Genomic DNA, 14,784 nt, shown 5'->3' on the forward strand with positions numbered 1-14,784 from the left:
CTCAGACGAGTTCCGAAAGCATCCTGCGCGCCATCAGCTCGACCATTGCGGAGCGCGTCAGTCTGCGCCGCGCCGCTTCTTCGTCGATCGCCTCAAGGATGCCCACATCGATCGAGAGATTGGCTTTGGCCGGCCGGCCGGTGTCGCGGACCAGAGGCACGATGGCGAGACTTGCGCCCTCCCGCAACGCCTCGATCGTATCAGCATCCCTGCGGATCGCTTCAAGCGAGCGCGGCGGGGGCACGCCCGCTTTTTCCTCTGTCACGTTGATCCAATCGCGCAGGGCGTCGGCCGCGTTGGCGAGCGCCTCGTCGACTGTGCGGCCCATGGCGACACAGCCCGGAAGATCGGGAAACGACACCCCATAGACTCCGGCCTCTCCATCCACCAGCGCGACATAGCGGGGCATGATTTTCATTCCTTCTCAGCGCCAGCTGGCGAGCTTGGCGATGTTGCGGGCCACGCCCGGCGTCAGCGTTCGATGACGCGGCAGGATAACCGGATGCGGATGCGCCGGGTGGCGATAGATGTCGTGGTCGGCGCCGTGCCGATAGAGTTCCCAGCCCTCGCGGGTCAGTCGCGCGATGATCTTGGCGCGATCGAGTTCGAGATCCATCCCAGGCTCCCCACGGCCTATGCGCCTATATGGGCGCATGAATCTCTTGGGGTCAAGTCCCCGGAAACGGAGGCCGCATGAGCGAGCAGAGCGTGCGGACCACGAGGTTGCCGCGTATCCCGGCCGTGCCGCTGGCAATCGGCATCGGCATTCTCATCGGCGGGCTGCTGGTGCTCGCCTCGGGCGGCGATCCCGTCGCCGCCTATCGCGCCATCCTCGTCGGCGCGCTGGCGCCGTCGAACTGGCCGAACACGCTGAACTGGGCCGTGCCGCTGGTCGGCATGACTTTGGTCGCAGCCCTTCCGCTTCGCGGCGGCATGGTCAATCTCGGCGGCGACGGTCAGCTTGTCATCGGCGGCCTCGTGGCGGCGCTTGCCGCGCTCTATCTGCCGCTGCCGGGGCCGCTGCTGATCGCGGCCAGCATCCTCTGCGCCATGATCGCGTCCGGCCTCTATGCGTCGCTCGCCGCCTGGGGCGAGACGCGCTTCGGCATCCCGATGCTGATCTCGACGTTGCTGCTCTCCTATCCGGCGATCGGCATCGCCTCCTATCTCGTCGGCTTCCCGCTCCGCGACATGGCGACCGGCCTCGCCCAGACCCGGATGATCCCGGAAGCAGCAAGGCTGCCTGTTATCGCCGGCCCGCTCAATATCGGCCTGATCCTGATGATCGTCGTGGCCATCGCCGTCGTCTTCTTCGACCGCCGCACCGTCGCCGGCTACGAGCTCCGCATGCGTGGGCTCAACGCCAAGTTCGCCGGCTATGGCGGCGTGCGGCTCGCGGCGCAGCAGATCCGGGTGATGTTCGCCAGCGGCGCCATCGCCGGCTTGGTCGGCGCCATCCTTGTGCTCGGCTCGCTCTATCGCTACCAGGACGGCGCGCTGCTGACGCCGGGCTACACCTGGTCCGGCCTGATGGCGGCGCTGCTCGCTGGCGGCGCCCCGCTCGGCGCGATCGCGGCCGGGCTGTTCTTCGCCGGGCTGCAGACGGGCGGCTTCGCCATGCAGCGCGAGACCGAGATCCCGCGCGTCCTCACCATGGTGCTGCAGGCCGTCATCATCCTCTTCCTCGCCATACGCCACGGCGTCGGGAGGAAGTCGTCATGAGTTTGATGAGCTTCATCACGCCGTCGCTGGTCAATTCCGCCGTCCAGTCGATCACGCCGATCCTGCTGGCGGCGCTCGCCGGCACGCTTTGCGGCCGGGTCGGCGTCTTCAACATGGCGATGGAAGGCCAGTTGCTGGTCGGCGCCTTCGCGGCCGTCGTCGGCAGCTACGCCACCGGCAGCGCGCTCGGCGGCGTGCTGTTCGCCATTGTGTTCACCGTACTGTTCTCGCTGATCCTCGCCTATGGCGCGACGGTGTTCAAAGGCGACGCGGTGGTGATCTGCATCGGCATGAACCTGCTCGCCTCGGGCCTCACCGCCTATCTGCTGCGGCAGATGTTCGGCGTTTCCGGCACGTTTTCCGATCCCGCCATTGTCGGGCTGACCAAGATCCGCATCGACGCGATCAACACCATCCCCTGGATCGGCTGGATCTTTTCGCGACAGACGGCGATCACCTGGCTCGCCTGGATCCTCACCGCCGCCGTGACGATCATGATGTTCCGCACGCCGGTCGGCCTTCGCCTGCGCGGCGTCGGCGAGGATGCGAGTGCGGCCGGAACCATGGGCATCGACGTCACGCGCTACCGCGTCCTGACCGTCCTCTTCGCCGGCGGCCTGACCGGCCTTGGCGGGGCGCAGCTTTCGCTCGGCACCGTCAGCATCTTTTCCGAGGACATGAGCGCCGGCCGCGGCTGGATCGCCGTCGTCGCCGTGATGCTCGGCCGCAACCATCCGCTCTGGGCGGCGCTCGCCTGCGTGCTGTTCGGCGTCGCCGATGCGCTCTCCGTCCGCCTGCAGAGCCAGGGCCTGCCGAACCAGCTGACCGACATCGTGCCCTATGTGGTGACGCTTCTCGCCTTGGCGCTCAGCCATCGCAAGCGGCTGAAGCGCCGCGCCGCCGAGACCCTTACCGCGCACGCCTGACCGGCCTGCCGTCGCAATCCAAGGACCCCGCCATGACCGAAACCTGCCGCATGATCCTCGACGTCGACACCGGCGTCGACGACGCCATGGCGATCTTCTACGCGGTGCGCCGTCCGGGCATCAAACTCGAGGCGCTGACCACCACCTTCGGCAATACCGACACGGTGATCGCGACCGAGAACACGCTGAAGATCCTGGAATTGCTCGGCCGTCCGGAGATCCCGGTGGCGCAGGGCGTCGCCCGCTCGCTGATCCGCCCCTATAAGCGCATGGCCGACCATATCCATGGCTCCAACGCGCTCGGCGACGTCGAGCTTCCCAAGCCGAAGATCAAGGCTGTCGACGAGCACGCCATCGACCTGATGATCCGCATCATCAAGGAGAACCCCGGCGAGATCACGCTCTGCCCGGTCGGCCCGATCACCAATGTCGCGCTCGCCATCACCAAGGCGCCCGAGATCGCCAAGCTCGCCAAGGAGATCGTCGTCATGGGCTCGACGATCCTGCATCCGGGCATCCACGGCCCGATCGCGCCGATGGTCGACGCCAATTTCGCCAATGATCCAGAAGCAGCCCACATCGTGCTGCAGTCCGGCGCCAACGTGACGCTGGTCGGCATGGACGTCACGATGACGACGCTGCTTTCGACCGACATGATGGCCGAGATTTCGCGGGAGGGCGATCACGCGGCGCAGACGCTGATGCAGATCACGCAGTTCTATGTCGACGCCTACAAGACGATGTATCCTGGCATCCAGGGCTGCGGCCTGCACGATCCGCTCGCCGTCGCCGTCGCCGAGGATCCGACCCTGGTCGGCCTGGAGCGGATGTATGTCGATGTCGAGCTGCACGGCGAGCTGACGCGCGGCCAGACGGTCGCCGACCGCCGCCGCACGGCGATCCCGTTCCACAACGCCAATGTCGCCATGACCGTCGATCGCCCGCGCTTCGAGGCTGACTTCATGGCGCTGATGAAGGGGCGTTGATTCAACCTTCTGAGCGCTTCAGACCTATCGACTGGCTCAACCATCATCCTGAGGTGCTTCGCGTGAGCGAAGCCTCGAAGGAGGATCCAGCGAGGTGTTCCCTGGGCCCTCCTTCGAGGCCCGGCTTCGCCGGGCACCTCAGGATGATGGTCGAGTTTGGGGAGGCGGTCTCGGTGACCGATCAGATAAGCCGGGTAAGCCAGGGCTTGCTTGCTACGCCCCCGCGCCCGGCCTCCGCCGCGAAAACTGCTGCTCGATGACCTCGGAGCCCCATTGGGTTCCGGGCGCTTCCTTGATTAGCTCGAAGCCGTGCGCCTCGTAGAGGCGCCGCGCTGCGTCGAGCCCCCGGAATGTCCAGAGCTGGGTGGCCGCGAATCCTGTCTGGTCGCAGAAGGCCAGCGCTTCGCCGAGCAGCCGGCGGCCCACGCCCCCGCCACGGCAACCGTCGTCGAGGATGAACCAGCGCAGATGCGCCTGGTCGTTGCCGAGGTCCTCGCCGTCGATCGCGATCGAGCCGACGATCCGTTCGTTCCGCACCGCTGACCAGATCCGGTTGCGCTTGTGGTCGAGGCGGCCGGAGAATTCAGCCGCGCCGGCGGCGACCGCGCTTTCGAAGAACTGGCCGAAGCCGGCGTGACGGGAATAGAAGGCAGCGTGCATTTCGGCGACGCGTCCGATCCAGCCCGGGCGGTATCCGGCGACGATCTCGATCGGGGCCTGCGGCGTCTCGCCGGCGTCCGGATGGCGCGCCGCGAGCGCGCGCGCATAGGCCGAGAGACCCTGCGCCGCCGCCTGCTGCTCCGTCGGGTTCAGATGACCCAGGGCGACGGTCACCTGGCCTCGCGCAAAGGCATGGATGCCGGCGACGGTGCGGAGGCCCTGCGAGGTCAGGCGCAACGGCTTGACGCGGCCGTCACCAGCGCCGGCGGTTTCCGCCAGTTCGCCCGCCCGGACGAGCTTGCCGATCATCCGGCTGATGCTGGATTTTTCCAGCTTGAGAACCTGCACCAGCTCCGCGGCGGTCATCGATTCCCGGCGTTCGACTTCCAGCAGGGCATGCACGGCGGAGGCGGAATAGGCCGTGCCCGCCAGCGTCGGATCCATGAAGCCGAGCTCGCGGACGATCTGGCGCGACGCGGAGCGGATTTCATCGATCAGGTCGGATGAGGCGGGCACGTCGGGATCCCCATTGTCATGATAGTTGTACAATACAACTATCATGAATGCCTCTTGTCCAGAGGAACCTCGGACTGTGTAACGTTTCCATTCACCTCGGAAGCGCCGCCCGGCCTTCCTTCAGCCGCGGGATTGGAAAGAAGCGAAGGCATATGAAAGGCTTGTTGGAACGCGATGCCAATAGCCTCGCTCGAAAACCATGTCACGTTGCGCGAATGTCGCTTGACGCCTGCGGCGTGGCATGTTGACGTTTACATGAGGAAAGGGCGCGGGTGGAGGCGCCCTTGCGGCATTGAGGGATGCCGTGGACGGGAGGGAAGTGCGTGCGCAAGGACAGCGGATCTATTGTCGTGGCTGTTTGGACGGGTGGCCTCTGATGCCGCGCGCGCCGATCGTCGACACCCATCTGCATCTCTGGGATCCGAACAAGCTTCGCTATGCCTGGCTCGACGGCAATCCCGTGCTCGACCAGGCCTATGGGCTCGATCGCTATAATGCGGCGAGCGAGGGCCTCGGCGTCGAGGCCATGGTGTTCCTGCAGTGCGAGGTCGATCCCGCGCAGTATCAGGACGAGGCGGACTGGGTCGCCGAACTCGCCAAAATCGATCCGCGCATCAAGGGGCTGGTAGCCTGGGCGCCGCTGGAGAAGGGCCGCGCCGTCGCGCCCGAGCTCGAGCGCCTGGCCCGCCACGATATCCTGCGCGGCATCCGTCGCATCATCCAGTTCGAGCCCGATCTCGATTTCTGCTTGCGGCCGGATTTCATCGAGGGCGTGCGCACGCTGGCCGATTTCGGCCTCTCCTTCGACATCTGCGTCGACCATCGCCACATGGCGAACGTGCTGAAATTCGCGGCCCAGATCCCGGAAGTGCCGATGATCCTCGATCATATCGGCAAGCCGGCGATATCAGATGGCGTGATGGAGCCGTGGCGGAGCCAGATGCACCAGCTGGCCGAGTTGCCGCATGTCTCCTGCAAGATCTCCGGCGTTGCGACAGAGGCGGATCACGCCAACTGGACCGACGACGAGCTGAAGCGCTACGTCGAGGTGGCGATTGACGCTTTCGGCTTCGACCGCGTGATGTTCGGCGGCGACTGGCCGGTGGCCGTGCAGGCGATCGAGTACCGCCGCTGGGTCGAGCTGCTCGACGGCGTCCTCGCCTCGGCCTCCGACGCCGAGCGCCAGAAATTCTGGCGCGATAACGCCGTCCGCTTCTACCGTCTGGAGGCGGCGCGATGACAGCGCCGCTTGTCTCGGCGCGCGGCATCTCGAAATCCTTCGGCGGCGTCGAGGTTCTTCGCAATGTCGATCTCGACCTGATGCCGGGCGAGGTGCATGCGCTGCTCGGCGAGAATGGCGCGGGCAAATCGACCTTCGCCAAGATCCTCGCCGGCGTGCACCGGCCGACGCGCGGCACGATCGAGCTCGGCGGCAAGGTCGTCGAGATCGGTTCGCCGATCGGCGCGCAGCGCCTCGGCATCACGCTGATCCATCAGGAGCCGATCTCGTTCCCGGACCTGTCGGTGGCGGAAAACCTCGTCATCGGCCAAGTTGGCGGCAAGCCGCTCGGTCGCGTCCGCTGGGCCGAACTCGCCCGGGAAGCCCGTCGCCTGATGGGCCTCCTGAACGTGCCGATCGATGTCACCGCGCCGATGCGGGGCCTCTCGATCGCCGACCAGCAGATGGTCGAGATCGCCCGCGCGCTCGCCTCCGACAGCCGGCTGATCCTGATGGACGAGCCGACCGCAGCGCTGACGCCGAAGGAGGTCGAGACGCTGTTCACCATCGTCCGCCGCCTGCGCGACGAGGGCCGGACGATCATCTTCATCTCGCACAGGTTGGAAGAAGTGCGCGCCATCTGCGACCGCGTCACGATCTTCCGCGATGGCGACAAGATCGAGACGGCGGCGACCGCGAGCCTCTCCGATGCCGACATCATCCGCCGCATGATCGGCCGGCCGGTTGCCGATTATCTGCATCGCGGCACCAGTCATGTCGGTGACGTGGCCCTCTCCGTGCGTGCGCTGACGCTGCCGGGCCGGTTCGAGAACATCTCCTTCGACGTCCGCAAGGGCGAGATCGTCGGCCTCGGCGGCCTCGTTGGCGCCGGCCGCACCGATGTCGCCCGCGCCATCTTCGGCGTCGCGCCCGCCGCCTCCGGCACGATCGAGATCGACGGCAAGCCGGCCGAGATCCGCGAGCCGACCGACGCCATCGCGCACGGCATCGCCTTCGTCTCGGAGGATCGCGCAATCGCCGGCATCTTCCGCTCGCTCTCGGTCGAGACCAACATCACCGCCGCCGTGCCCAAGCAGATCGCGCCGAAGGGCATCATCCGCCGCGCCGTCGAGAAGCGGCTGGCGAAGGAATCGGTCGACAAGCTCTCGATCCGCCTCGCCACCGTACGCCAGCCGATCGGCGAGCTTTCGGGGGGCAACCAGCAGAAGGCGATCCTCGCCCGCTGGCTGCTGGCCGAGCCGGATATCCTGATCCTCGACGAGCCGACGCGCGGCATCGACATCGGCGTCAAGGCCGAGTTCTACGACCGGATCGGCGAACTCGCCGCCAGCGGCCGCGCCATCCTGCTGATTTCCTCCGAACTCCCCGAGTTGCTCGCCTTGTCCGATCGCATCCTCGTCATGTCCGAAGGCAAGCTGACGGCCGACATCCCGCGCGCCGAGGCGAGCCAGGAGGCGATCATGCATGCCGCCGTGCCGCGCTCCGGCCGCCATACGGTTTCGGGAGCCGCGGCATGAATTCGATCGCCCGCCTGTTCCGCGCCCGCGAGGCCGGTATCCTCGTCATGCTCGTGCTGTTCGTCGCCGTCGTCGGCTTGATCCAGCCGCGCTTCGTCTCCGTCGACACGCTCCGGATCGTGCTGCTCGCCGTGCCGCTGATCCTGGTCGCGGCGATGGGCCAGATGATGGTGCTGGTCTCGCGCAACGTCGACCTCTCGATCGGCTCGATCCTCGGCTTCTCGGCCATCGCCGCCGGCATGATCTTTCGCGATCATCCGGAGTGGCCGCTTTCTGTCGGCTTCGCCGTCGGCGTGCTGTCGGGCGCGGCACTCGGCTTCGTCAACGGCCTGGTCGTGACCGTGTTCAGGCTGCCGTCGATCATCGTGACGCTCGGCACGTTGAGCCTCTATCGCGGCCTGCTGTTCATCCTGTCCGGCTCGAAACAGATCGATCCGAACGATATTCCGGAACCCTTGATCCGCATGGCGCAGACCTCGCCGATCGACATTCCGTGGATCGTCATCATTGCCTTTGCCGTCGCCTTCGCGACCTGGCTGTTCCTGACCTACACGCAGGTCGGCCGCCAGATCTACGCCATCGGCTCCAACCCGGCCGCCGCCCCGCTGCGCGGTATCCGCGTCATGCCGGTGACGATCCTGGTCTTCACCCTCTCCGGCGCGCTCGCCGGCTTGGCCGGTCTGATTTATGCGGCGCGCTTCGGCTATGTGAACCCCGGCATTACCGGCGTCGGCTTCGAGTTCACCGTCATCGCGGCGGTGGTCATCGGCGGCGTCTCGATCAATGGCGGCGTCGGGTCGGTGCTCGGCACGGTGCTCGGCGTGCTGCTGCTCGGCTCCGTGCAGGTGGCCCTGCCGATCCTCGGCGTCTCCGGCTTCTGGCAGAACGCCATCTATGGCGCGATCATCCTGATCGCCCTCGTCATCGACCGCACCGTCCGCCAGGGCGGATTGCGCGGCCTGCTCGCCCGAGGTGGCGCATGAACTCCATCGACAAATCCCCTGTCGCTTCGACCACGCCGCGCATCGTCGTCCGCGAGGCGGCGGCGCCGCGGCCGCGCTGGCAGGTGCTGCTGATCCGACCGGAGACGGTGACGCTGCTGCTGCTCGTGCTGGCGACCATCGTTGCCAGCCATCTGTCGCCCTTCTTCGCCGATCTCGGCTTCATCCTGGAGAGCTCGACCTATTACATCGAGTTCGCCATCGTCGCGCTGGTGCTGACGCTGGTCATCATCTCCGGCGAGATCGACCTGTCGCCGGCAGCCCAGATGGCGCTCTCCGCCTGCCTGTTCGGCACGGCCTTCAAGGCGGGACTGCCGATGCCAGTCGCCATGGGCGTCAGCCTGCTCGCCGGCCTCGTCATGGGCGCCTTCAACGGCTTCCTCGTCACCGTGCTGCGGCTGCCGTCGATCATCGTCACCATCGGCACGTTGATCCTCTATCGCGGCCTGGCGCAGGTGCTGGCCGGCGACAAGTCGATCGGCGGCTTTCCCGGCTGGTTCGTCGGCATCGACTACCGCATGGTCGGCATCGTGCCGGTGCCCGTGCTCGTCTTCGTCGCCGCCTCTCTCCTGCTCGGCCTGTTCCTCGGCATCACCATCTATGGCCGCCAGATCTACCAGATCGGCACCAGCGAGATCGCCGCCATCCATGCCGGCATCCGCGTCCGCCGCATCAAGATGGGCCTGTTCATCGCCTCGGGGATCACGAGCTCGATCGCCGGCCTGATGGTCGCCTCGCGGCTCGGCTCGGTGCGCTACGACCTCGCCTCCGGCGCCGAGCTCACCATGGTGCTGATCGTCATGCTCGGCGGCACCTATATCTTCGGCGGCCGCGGCTCGATCCTCGGCACCTTCCTCGCCGCCTGGCTGCTCGTCATCATCGCCACCGGCATGACCGTCGCCAACATCGCCATCAACGCGCAGCTCACCGTCATGGGCCTGCTGCTCATCGTCTCGATCATCGCGACCAACGCGATCTATGCCCGCAGTCAGAGGTAGCGTTTTCAAGCGAAGTGGACACCGGTTCGCGTGAAGAAAACGCGACCAAACAAGGCGTTAGGCACTTCATCGTTCCTTGGGAGCGATGAAGTGCCTAGCGGGATCCGTCTGTCAGCAACTGGGAGGAACTGATGCTGAGAAGAAACCTGATGCTCGCCGCCGCCTTCGGCGCCGCGCTGTTCTCGGGTGCGGCCTATGCGGCCGATCCGGTCTCGATCGTCTACATCCCGAAGAACACGGGCAACCCGTACTTCGATTCGATCATCAAAGGCTTCGAGGACGGCTGTAAGAAGCTCGGCTGCGAGTTCACCACCGTTGCCCCGGCCTCGGCCGAAGCGACCTCGCAGATCCCGTTCGTCACCGCGCAGATCCAGCGCGGCGTCAACGTCGTCGCCATCTCGCCGAACAGCCCCGACGCGCTCAACCAGGTGTTCGACCGCGCCCGCGCCAAGGGCACGCTGATCCTGTCGGTCAATTCCGACCTGCCCGGCAACGAGACGCATCGCGACGCGGCCATCCTGCCGGTCGACTTCACCAAGACCGGCCCGTCGCAGGTCGAGCTGCTCGGCAAGCAGATCGGCTATGAGGGCGAGATCGCCATCCTCTCGGCCACCACCGACGCGCCGGACCAGAACGTCTGGATCGCGGCGATGAAGGACAGCCTCGAGAAGGATCCGAAATACGCCAAGATGAAGCTGGTCACGATCGCCTATGGTGACGACGACCCGCAGAAGTCGACCACCGAGACGGAGGCCCTGCTCGCCAACTATCCGAACCTCAAGGGTATCATCTCGCCGACGACGGTCGGCGTCGCGGCGGCCGCCCAGGTCGTCGAGACGGCGAAGAAGGCCGACCAGGTCAAGGTTGTCGGCCTCGGCACGCCGAACCAGATGCGCCGCTTCATCGAGAACGGCACGGTCGAGGCGTTCCAGCTCTGGAGCCCCTACAATCAGGGCCTGCTCGCCGCCCATTTCGCGGTCGGCGTCAAGGACGGCTCGATCAAGAACGAAGCCGGCACGGTCTTCGAGGTCGAGGGTCTCGGCAAGGTCACGGTCGACGAGAACAGCGTGATCAAGACGCAGGCGGACCTGACGACCTTCGACAAGGCGAATATCGCCGACTTCAACTTCTGATCCTTCGGGCCAGACATATTGCCCGCGATGCGCTTCTGCCCGTCGCGGGCATTATCATGAGCGCCGCCTGTCGAGGCTATTCACCCTTCGCCGGCGTCTCAGGCGCGAGTTTTTCGCGCGCCGCCGCCCAGACGAGGATCGCGTCGAGCGCGGGACAAAGCGCCTGGCCCCAGTCGGTCAGGCGGTACTCCACCTTGGGCGGCACCTGATGGTGGACGATGCGACGCACGACGCCGTCGCCTTCCAGCTGTCGCAGCTGCTGAATGAGCATCTTCTGCGAGATCGTCGGTATCGCGCGCTCCAGTTCGGAGAAGCGGTGCGGCTCGCCGTCGAAGAGATGGAAGAGGATCACCAGCTTCCAGCGCCCTTCCAGAATGCCGAGCGTCGCCTCGACATCCGCCGCCGCCGTTTGCGGCGTATAGGGCGTGCCGTGGCTGTCGGACTTACTTTTTGGTTCGTACCTTACTTTTTCGTCGGTTCTTGTCATTTTGACAGCCTACTCGCATGTCTTGGCTCAACGCAATGGAGTGAGCCATGAACGCCATGACGGACAGACTTCCCGAACCCATCGCCGCCTATTATGCGGCCGAGAAGGCCGATGATTTCGAGGCGCTCGCGCTCTGTTTCGCCGTCGACGCGACGGTGCGGGACGAAGGCGCCGTCCGGACCGGCCGCGCCGCCATCGCGGCATGGAAGGCCGAAAACAAAGCCCGATATCGCTACGAGACCGAGGTAATCGACATCCGCGAACAGGATGGCGCCTATCTCGTCTCCACGCGGGTCAGCGGATCGTTTCCCAATTCGCCGGTTCTGCTGACGCAGCGGTTCGAGCTGGCCGATGGTGAAATCCGTTCGCTGGAGATTGCGTGATGGCCGGCGAGTTTCAGGGCAAGCGGGTCCTCGTGACGGGCGCCAGTCTCGGGATCGGCTGGGCCACGGCGCTCCGGTTCCGGGAAGGTGGCGCGACGGTTATCGGCGTGTCGCGACGGACCATCGAAACCTCGGACGACCAGCTCGCATCGATCTCGGCCGATCTCGCGACCCTCGAGGGCTGCGCCAGCGTCGCGGACGCCGTGCTGTCGCGATTGGGCGGGATCGACATCCTCGTCCACGCGCTCGGCGGATCTTCCGCGCCAGGAGGAGGCTTCGCCGCGCTGGACGAGAGCGAATGGGCGAGGGAGTTGAGCCTCAACCTGCTCTCCGCCGTCCGCCTCGACCGCGCGCTTCTGCCTTCCATGCTCGACCGGAGCTCCGGCGTCATCGTGCATGTGACGTCGATCCAGGCCCAGTCGCCGGTGTTCGAAGCGACGCTTGGATATGCCGCCGCCAAGGCGGCGCTTGCCAATTACAGCAAGGGGCTTTCCAAAGAGGTTAGCCCGAAGGGCGTCCGGGTCGTGCGGGTTTCGCCCGGCTGGACGGAAACGGAGGCGGCTGTCGCACTGGTCGAGCGCCTCGCGGACAAGGCGGGCACGGACTACGACACGGCCCGCGCCGACCTGATGAAGGCGATCGGCGGCATACCGATCGGCCGACCCAACACGCCACAGGACGTCGCCGAACTGATCGCCTTCGTCGCCTCGCCCCGCGCGGCCACGATCACGGGCACGGAATTGCGCATCGACGGCGGATCGCTGCCCGTCGTCTAGGCGTCCGAAAGTCCGGCAAGTATTGCATCTCTTTGCCCCTCTCCCGCGTGCGGGAGAGGGTAGGGTGAGGGGCGAGCCCTGGCCGCCTACGGCGTCGGGGCGTCGGCGCGGATCAGGCCTTCGTGCTTCAGCTCGGCCCAGAGATCGGTCGGGATCTCCATGCGGACGAGATCGAGATTGGTCGTCACCTGCTCCGGCTTGAAGGCGCCGGGGATGACGGAGGCGACGGCCGGGTGATGCAGCGGGAACTGCAGGGCGGCGGCGGGCAGCGGCACGTCGTGGCGCTTGCAGACCTCGGCGACGCGGCGGGCCTTCTCCAGGATCTCCGGCGTCGGCTCGAAGTAATTGTACTTGGCGCCTGGCACGGGGCCGGTGGCGTAGAGGCCGGACGAGAACACGCCGCCGATGATGATGCCGACATTGCGCTCGACGCAGAGCGGCAGTTCCTTGGTCAGCGTCTCCTGCTCGCCGAGCGTGTAGCGCAGCGCCAGCAGGAAGAAGTCCATGTCGAACATCTCGAGGAAGCGCGGAATCAGGCCGAGCTCGTTGATGCCGGCGCCGATGGCGCGGATGCGGCCCGCCGCCTTCAGTTCGGCGAGCGCGCGCCAGCCGCCATTGGCGAGCTCCGTGAAGCCAGCCTGCACCATCGATTCCGGGCCGCGATGCCACCAGTCGAGGTCGTGAATGATCAGCGTGTCGATGCGGTTCATGCCGAGGCGCTGGAGGCTGTCCTCGTAGGCGCGCATGACGCCGTCATAGCTGTAATCGAAATAATGGTCGAAATGCAGGCCGCCGGACCAGAAGCCGGTGTCGAACTCGTCGGGCTTCTGGATCGGCGCGCGCAGGATGCGGCCGACCTTGGTCGACAGGATCACGTCCTCGCGCGGCTGCTTGTAGAGGAAGCGGCCGACGCGATGCTCGCTCTGGCCGCGACCGTACCACGGGGCCGTGTCATAGTAGCGGACGCCGGCGTCCCAGGCCGTCTGCAGCGTCGCCTCGGCGTCGGCGTCGGTCACCTTGGTGAACAGTTCACCGAGCGGCGCCGCGCCGAAACCGATCTGCGGCAGCATCAATTCGGTGCGGCCGAGTTGCCGGCGCTTGAAAGGATCCATAGTCATCTCTCTCCCTGTGGTCATGCCCGCCGGCGCGCCGAAGCCATGAACAGGCCATGAATCGGCAGCCCCAGGGCGAGGCAGTCGGGCGATAGAACGACATGGATGTGTGAACGTCAACATAGCCGTGTCGCTTCTTTCGACCGCAACCGCCGCGAGGAAGGGAGGCTTGATTCTCCTTGATTGCCGGCGGGGCGAGTGGCAGTTTGCTGGCTGTGGGTGCCCGGTAGGTCCGGCCGAAGACGGGTCAGGGATGTAAACGTTATGTCAGCGAAGATGCCGACCGGCGGCCGGCGCCAGCCGACGATCCACGAGGTGGCGGCGACGGCCGGCGTCTCGATCGGGACGGTCTCGCGCGTCGCCGGCGAGAGCCCGCGCGTGGCGCCGGAGACACGGGCCCGCGTGCTGGCGGCGATGGCCGAACTCGGCTACCAGCCCAACGCGGCGGCGCGCGCCATGCGCACCAACCAAACCAAGACCATCGGCTTCCTGATCCCGGACATGACCAACCAGGTCTTCGCCCGCGTCGCGCAGGGGGCGGAGGCGGTGTTCGCGCCGGAAGGCTACATGCTGTTCGCCTTCTCGTCGAACCGCTCGCCGGCGCGCGAGATCGAATTTTTGCAGGCCGCCCGCCAGCGCCGCATGGACGGGCTGATCGTCACGCTGTCGGACGAGACGGCGACAGGCACGATCGAGGAACTGAAGCGCATGGGCGTGCCGGTCGTGGTGCTAGACCGCGATATCCCGGTCGAGGCCGACGTCGTCTATAGCGAGCACATCCAGCCGATCGAGACCGTCGTCGGGCAATTGCTGCAGCTCGGCCATCGCCGCATCGGCCTGATCACCGCCTCGAGCAACATCCGTCCCGGCCGCGACCGGGTCACCGGCTTCAAGCGGGCGCTCGAGAAGGCGGGCGTGCCGATCGACGAGTGGCTGATCCGCGCCCGCACGCAGAGCGCCGAGCGCGGCGCCGCCGAGACGCATGATCTCCTGACCGGGCCGAACCCGCCGACCGCCATTCTCGCTGCCGGCAGCGACATCTTCTATGGCGCGCTGAAGGCGGTGCGGCTGCTCGGCCTGTCGATCCCGGACGATATTTCCTTCGTCGGCTCCGACGATGCGCTGCTCGGCGAGCTCGTCTATCCGCCGATCACGGTGATCGACCGCGACATGGTCGAGGTCGGCCGCCAGGCGGCCGGCCTGCTGATCGAGCGGCTGAAGGGGCTCGACATGCCGCCGCGCCGGATCATGCTCGGCAGCAGCGTCATCCTGCGAAGCTCGATCGCCCCGCCGAAGCGGCGCTGAACGAACGAAGCCGCCGCGGCGC

General features: G+C 66.5%; 16 protein-coding genes. 11 read left to right on the top strand and 5 right to left on the bottom strand.

The window, feature by feature from the left end; all coding sequences use genetic code 11:
• Position 1: 1 nt before the first annotated feature.
• Together K32_RS00190 and K32_RS00195 are read right to left on the bottom strand one after the other, a co-directional pair.
• Positions 2-409 (bottom strand): type II toxin-antitoxin system HicB family antitoxin, encoded by a 408-nt coding sequence (locus K32_RS00190; protein WP_201402089.1) that lies wholly within the window; start codon positions 407-409, stop codon positions 2-4.
• Between the two features lie 15 nt (positions 410-424).
• A complete protein-coding gene (locus K32_RS00195) occupies positions 425-616 on the bottom strand; it encodes a type II toxin-antitoxin system HicA family toxin (protein ID WP_201402090.1) in 192 nt (63 codons plus the stop codon).
• Between the two features lie 77 nt (positions 617-693).
• On the opposite strand from K32_RS00195, the gene K32_RS00200 reads away from it, so the two are divergent.
• The 3 genes from K32_RS00200 to K32_RS00210 are packed head-to-tail and all read left to right on the top strand — an operon-like array spanning position 694 to position 3,634.
• Positions 694-1,722 (top strand): ABC transporter permease, encoded by a 1,029-nt coding sequence (locus K32_RS00200; RefSeq protein WP_201402091.1) that lies wholly within the window; start codon positions 694-696, stop codon positions 1,720-1,722.
• Positions 1,719-2,648 (top strand): ABC transporter permease, encoded by a 930-nt coding sequence (locus K32_RS00205; RefSeq protein ID WP_201402092.1) that lies wholly within the window; start codon positions 1,719-1,721, stop codon positions 2,646-2,648. Before K32_RS00200 ends, K32_RS00205 begins: the two co-directional genes overlap by 4 nt.
• A gap of 32 nt (positions 2,649-2,680) precedes the next feature.
• A complete protein-coding gene (locus K32_RS00210; RefSeq protein WP_201402093.1) occupies positions 2,681-3,634 on the top strand; it encodes a nucleoside hydrolase in 954 nt (317 codons plus the stop codon).
• A gap of 213 nt (positions 3,635-3,847) precedes the next feature.
• Here K32_RS00210 and K32_RS00215 read toward each other — a convergent pair whose 3' ends face one another.
• Entirely contained in the window at positions 3,848-4,855 is a 1,008-nt protein-coding gene (locus K32_RS00215) for a MarR family winged helix-turn-helix transcriptional regulator (RefSeq protein ID WP_201402094.1), read from the bottom strand.
• 331 nt (positions 4,856-5,186) lie between these two features.
• Here K32_RS00215 and K32_RS00220 point away from each other — a divergent pair, with 331 nt between their 5' ends.
• The 5 genes from K32_RS00220 to K32_RS00240 all read left to right on the top strand — a co-directional run bounded on the left by K32_RS00220 (position 5,187) and on the right by K32_RS00240 (position 10,699).
• Positions 5,187-6,050, top strand: a complete 864-nt coding sequence (locus K32_RS00220; RefSeq protein WP_201402095.1) for an amidohydrolase — start codon at positions 5,187-5,189, stop codon at positions 6,048-6,050.
• A complete protein-coding gene (locus K32_RS00225; RefSeq protein ID WP_201402096.1) occupies positions 6,047-7,567 on the top strand; it encodes a sugar ABC transporter ATP-binding protein in 1,521 nt (506 codons plus the stop codon). The genes K32_RS00220 and K32_RS00225 overlap by 4 nt, the downstream gene beginning before the upstream one ends.
• Positions 7,564-8,550, top strand: coding sequence for an ABC transporter permease (locus tag K32_RS00230; RefSeq protein WP_201402097.1), 987 nt, complete (start codon positions 7,564-7,566; stop codon positions 8,548-8,550). Before K32_RS00225 ends, K32_RS00230 begins: the two co-directional genes overlap by 4 nt.
• Positions 8,547-9,566 carry an ABC transporter permease gene (locus K32_RS00235; RefSeq protein WP_201402098.1) on the top strand — a complete coding sequence of 340 codons (1,020 nt, stop codon included), beginning with the start codon at positions 8,547-8,549 and terminating at the stop codon, positions 9,564-9,566. Before K32_RS00230 ends, K32_RS00235 begins: the two co-directional genes overlap by 4 nt.
• A 131-nt stretch (positions 9,567-9,697) precedes the next feature.
• Positions 9,698-10,699 carry a substrate-binding domain-containing protein gene (locus tag K32_RS00240; RefSeq protein ID WP_201402099.1) on the top strand — a complete coding sequence of 334 codons (1,002 nt, stop codon included), beginning with the start codon at positions 9,698-9,700 and terminating at the stop codon, positions 10,697-10,699.
• Between the two features lie 76 nt (positions 10,700-10,775).
• Here K32_RS00240 and K32_RS00245 read toward each other — a convergent pair whose 3' ends face one another.
• On the bottom strand, positions 10,776-11,186 hold the full coding sequence (locus tag K32_RS00245) for a helix-turn-helix domain-containing protein (RefSeq protein WP_201402100.1): 411 nt from the start codon (positions 11,184-11,186) through the stop codon (positions 10,776-10,778).
• A gap of 47 nt (positions 11,187-11,233) precedes the next feature.
• Here K32_RS00245 and K32_RS00250 point away from each other — a divergent pair, with 47 nt between their 5' ends.
• Positions 11,234-11,569, top strand: a complete 336-nt coding sequence (locus K32_RS00250; protein WP_201402101.1) for a nuclear transport factor 2 family protein — start codon at positions 11,234-11,236, stop codon at positions 11,567-11,569.
• On the top strand, positions 11,569-12,345 hold the full coding sequence (locus K32_RS00255; RefSeq protein WP_201402102.1) for an SDR family oxidoreductase: 777 nt from the start codon (positions 11,569-11,571) through the stop codon (positions 12,343-12,345). The genes K32_RS00250 and K32_RS00255 overlap by 1 nt, the downstream gene beginning before the upstream one ends.
• A gap of 86 nt (positions 12,346-12,431) precedes the next feature.
• On the opposite strand, the gene K32_RS00260 is transcribed toward K32_RS00255, so the two are convergent.
• The gene (locus tag K32_RS00260) at positions 12,432-13,463 is read right to left on the bottom strand and encodes an aldo/keto reductase (RefSeq protein WP_201402103.1); all 1,032 of its coding nucleotides are present in this window, start codon (positions 13,461-13,463) and stop codon (positions 12,432-12,434) included.
• Positions 13,464-13,721: 258 nt separating this feature from the next.
• Here K32_RS00260 and K32_RS00265 point away from each other — a divergent pair, with 258 nt between their 5' ends.
• Positions 13,722-14,762 (top strand): LacI family DNA-binding transcriptional regulator, encoded by a 1,041-nt coding sequence (locus tag K32_RS00265; RefSeq protein WP_201402104.1) that lies wholly within the window; start codon positions 13,722-13,724, stop codon positions 14,760-14,762.
• Positions 14,763-14,784 lie beyond the last annotated feature (22 nt).

Source organism: Kaistia sp. 32K, from assembly GCF_016629525.1.
Lineage (GTDB): Bacteria > Pseudomonadota > Alphaproteobacteria > Rhizobiales > Kaistiaceae > Kaistia.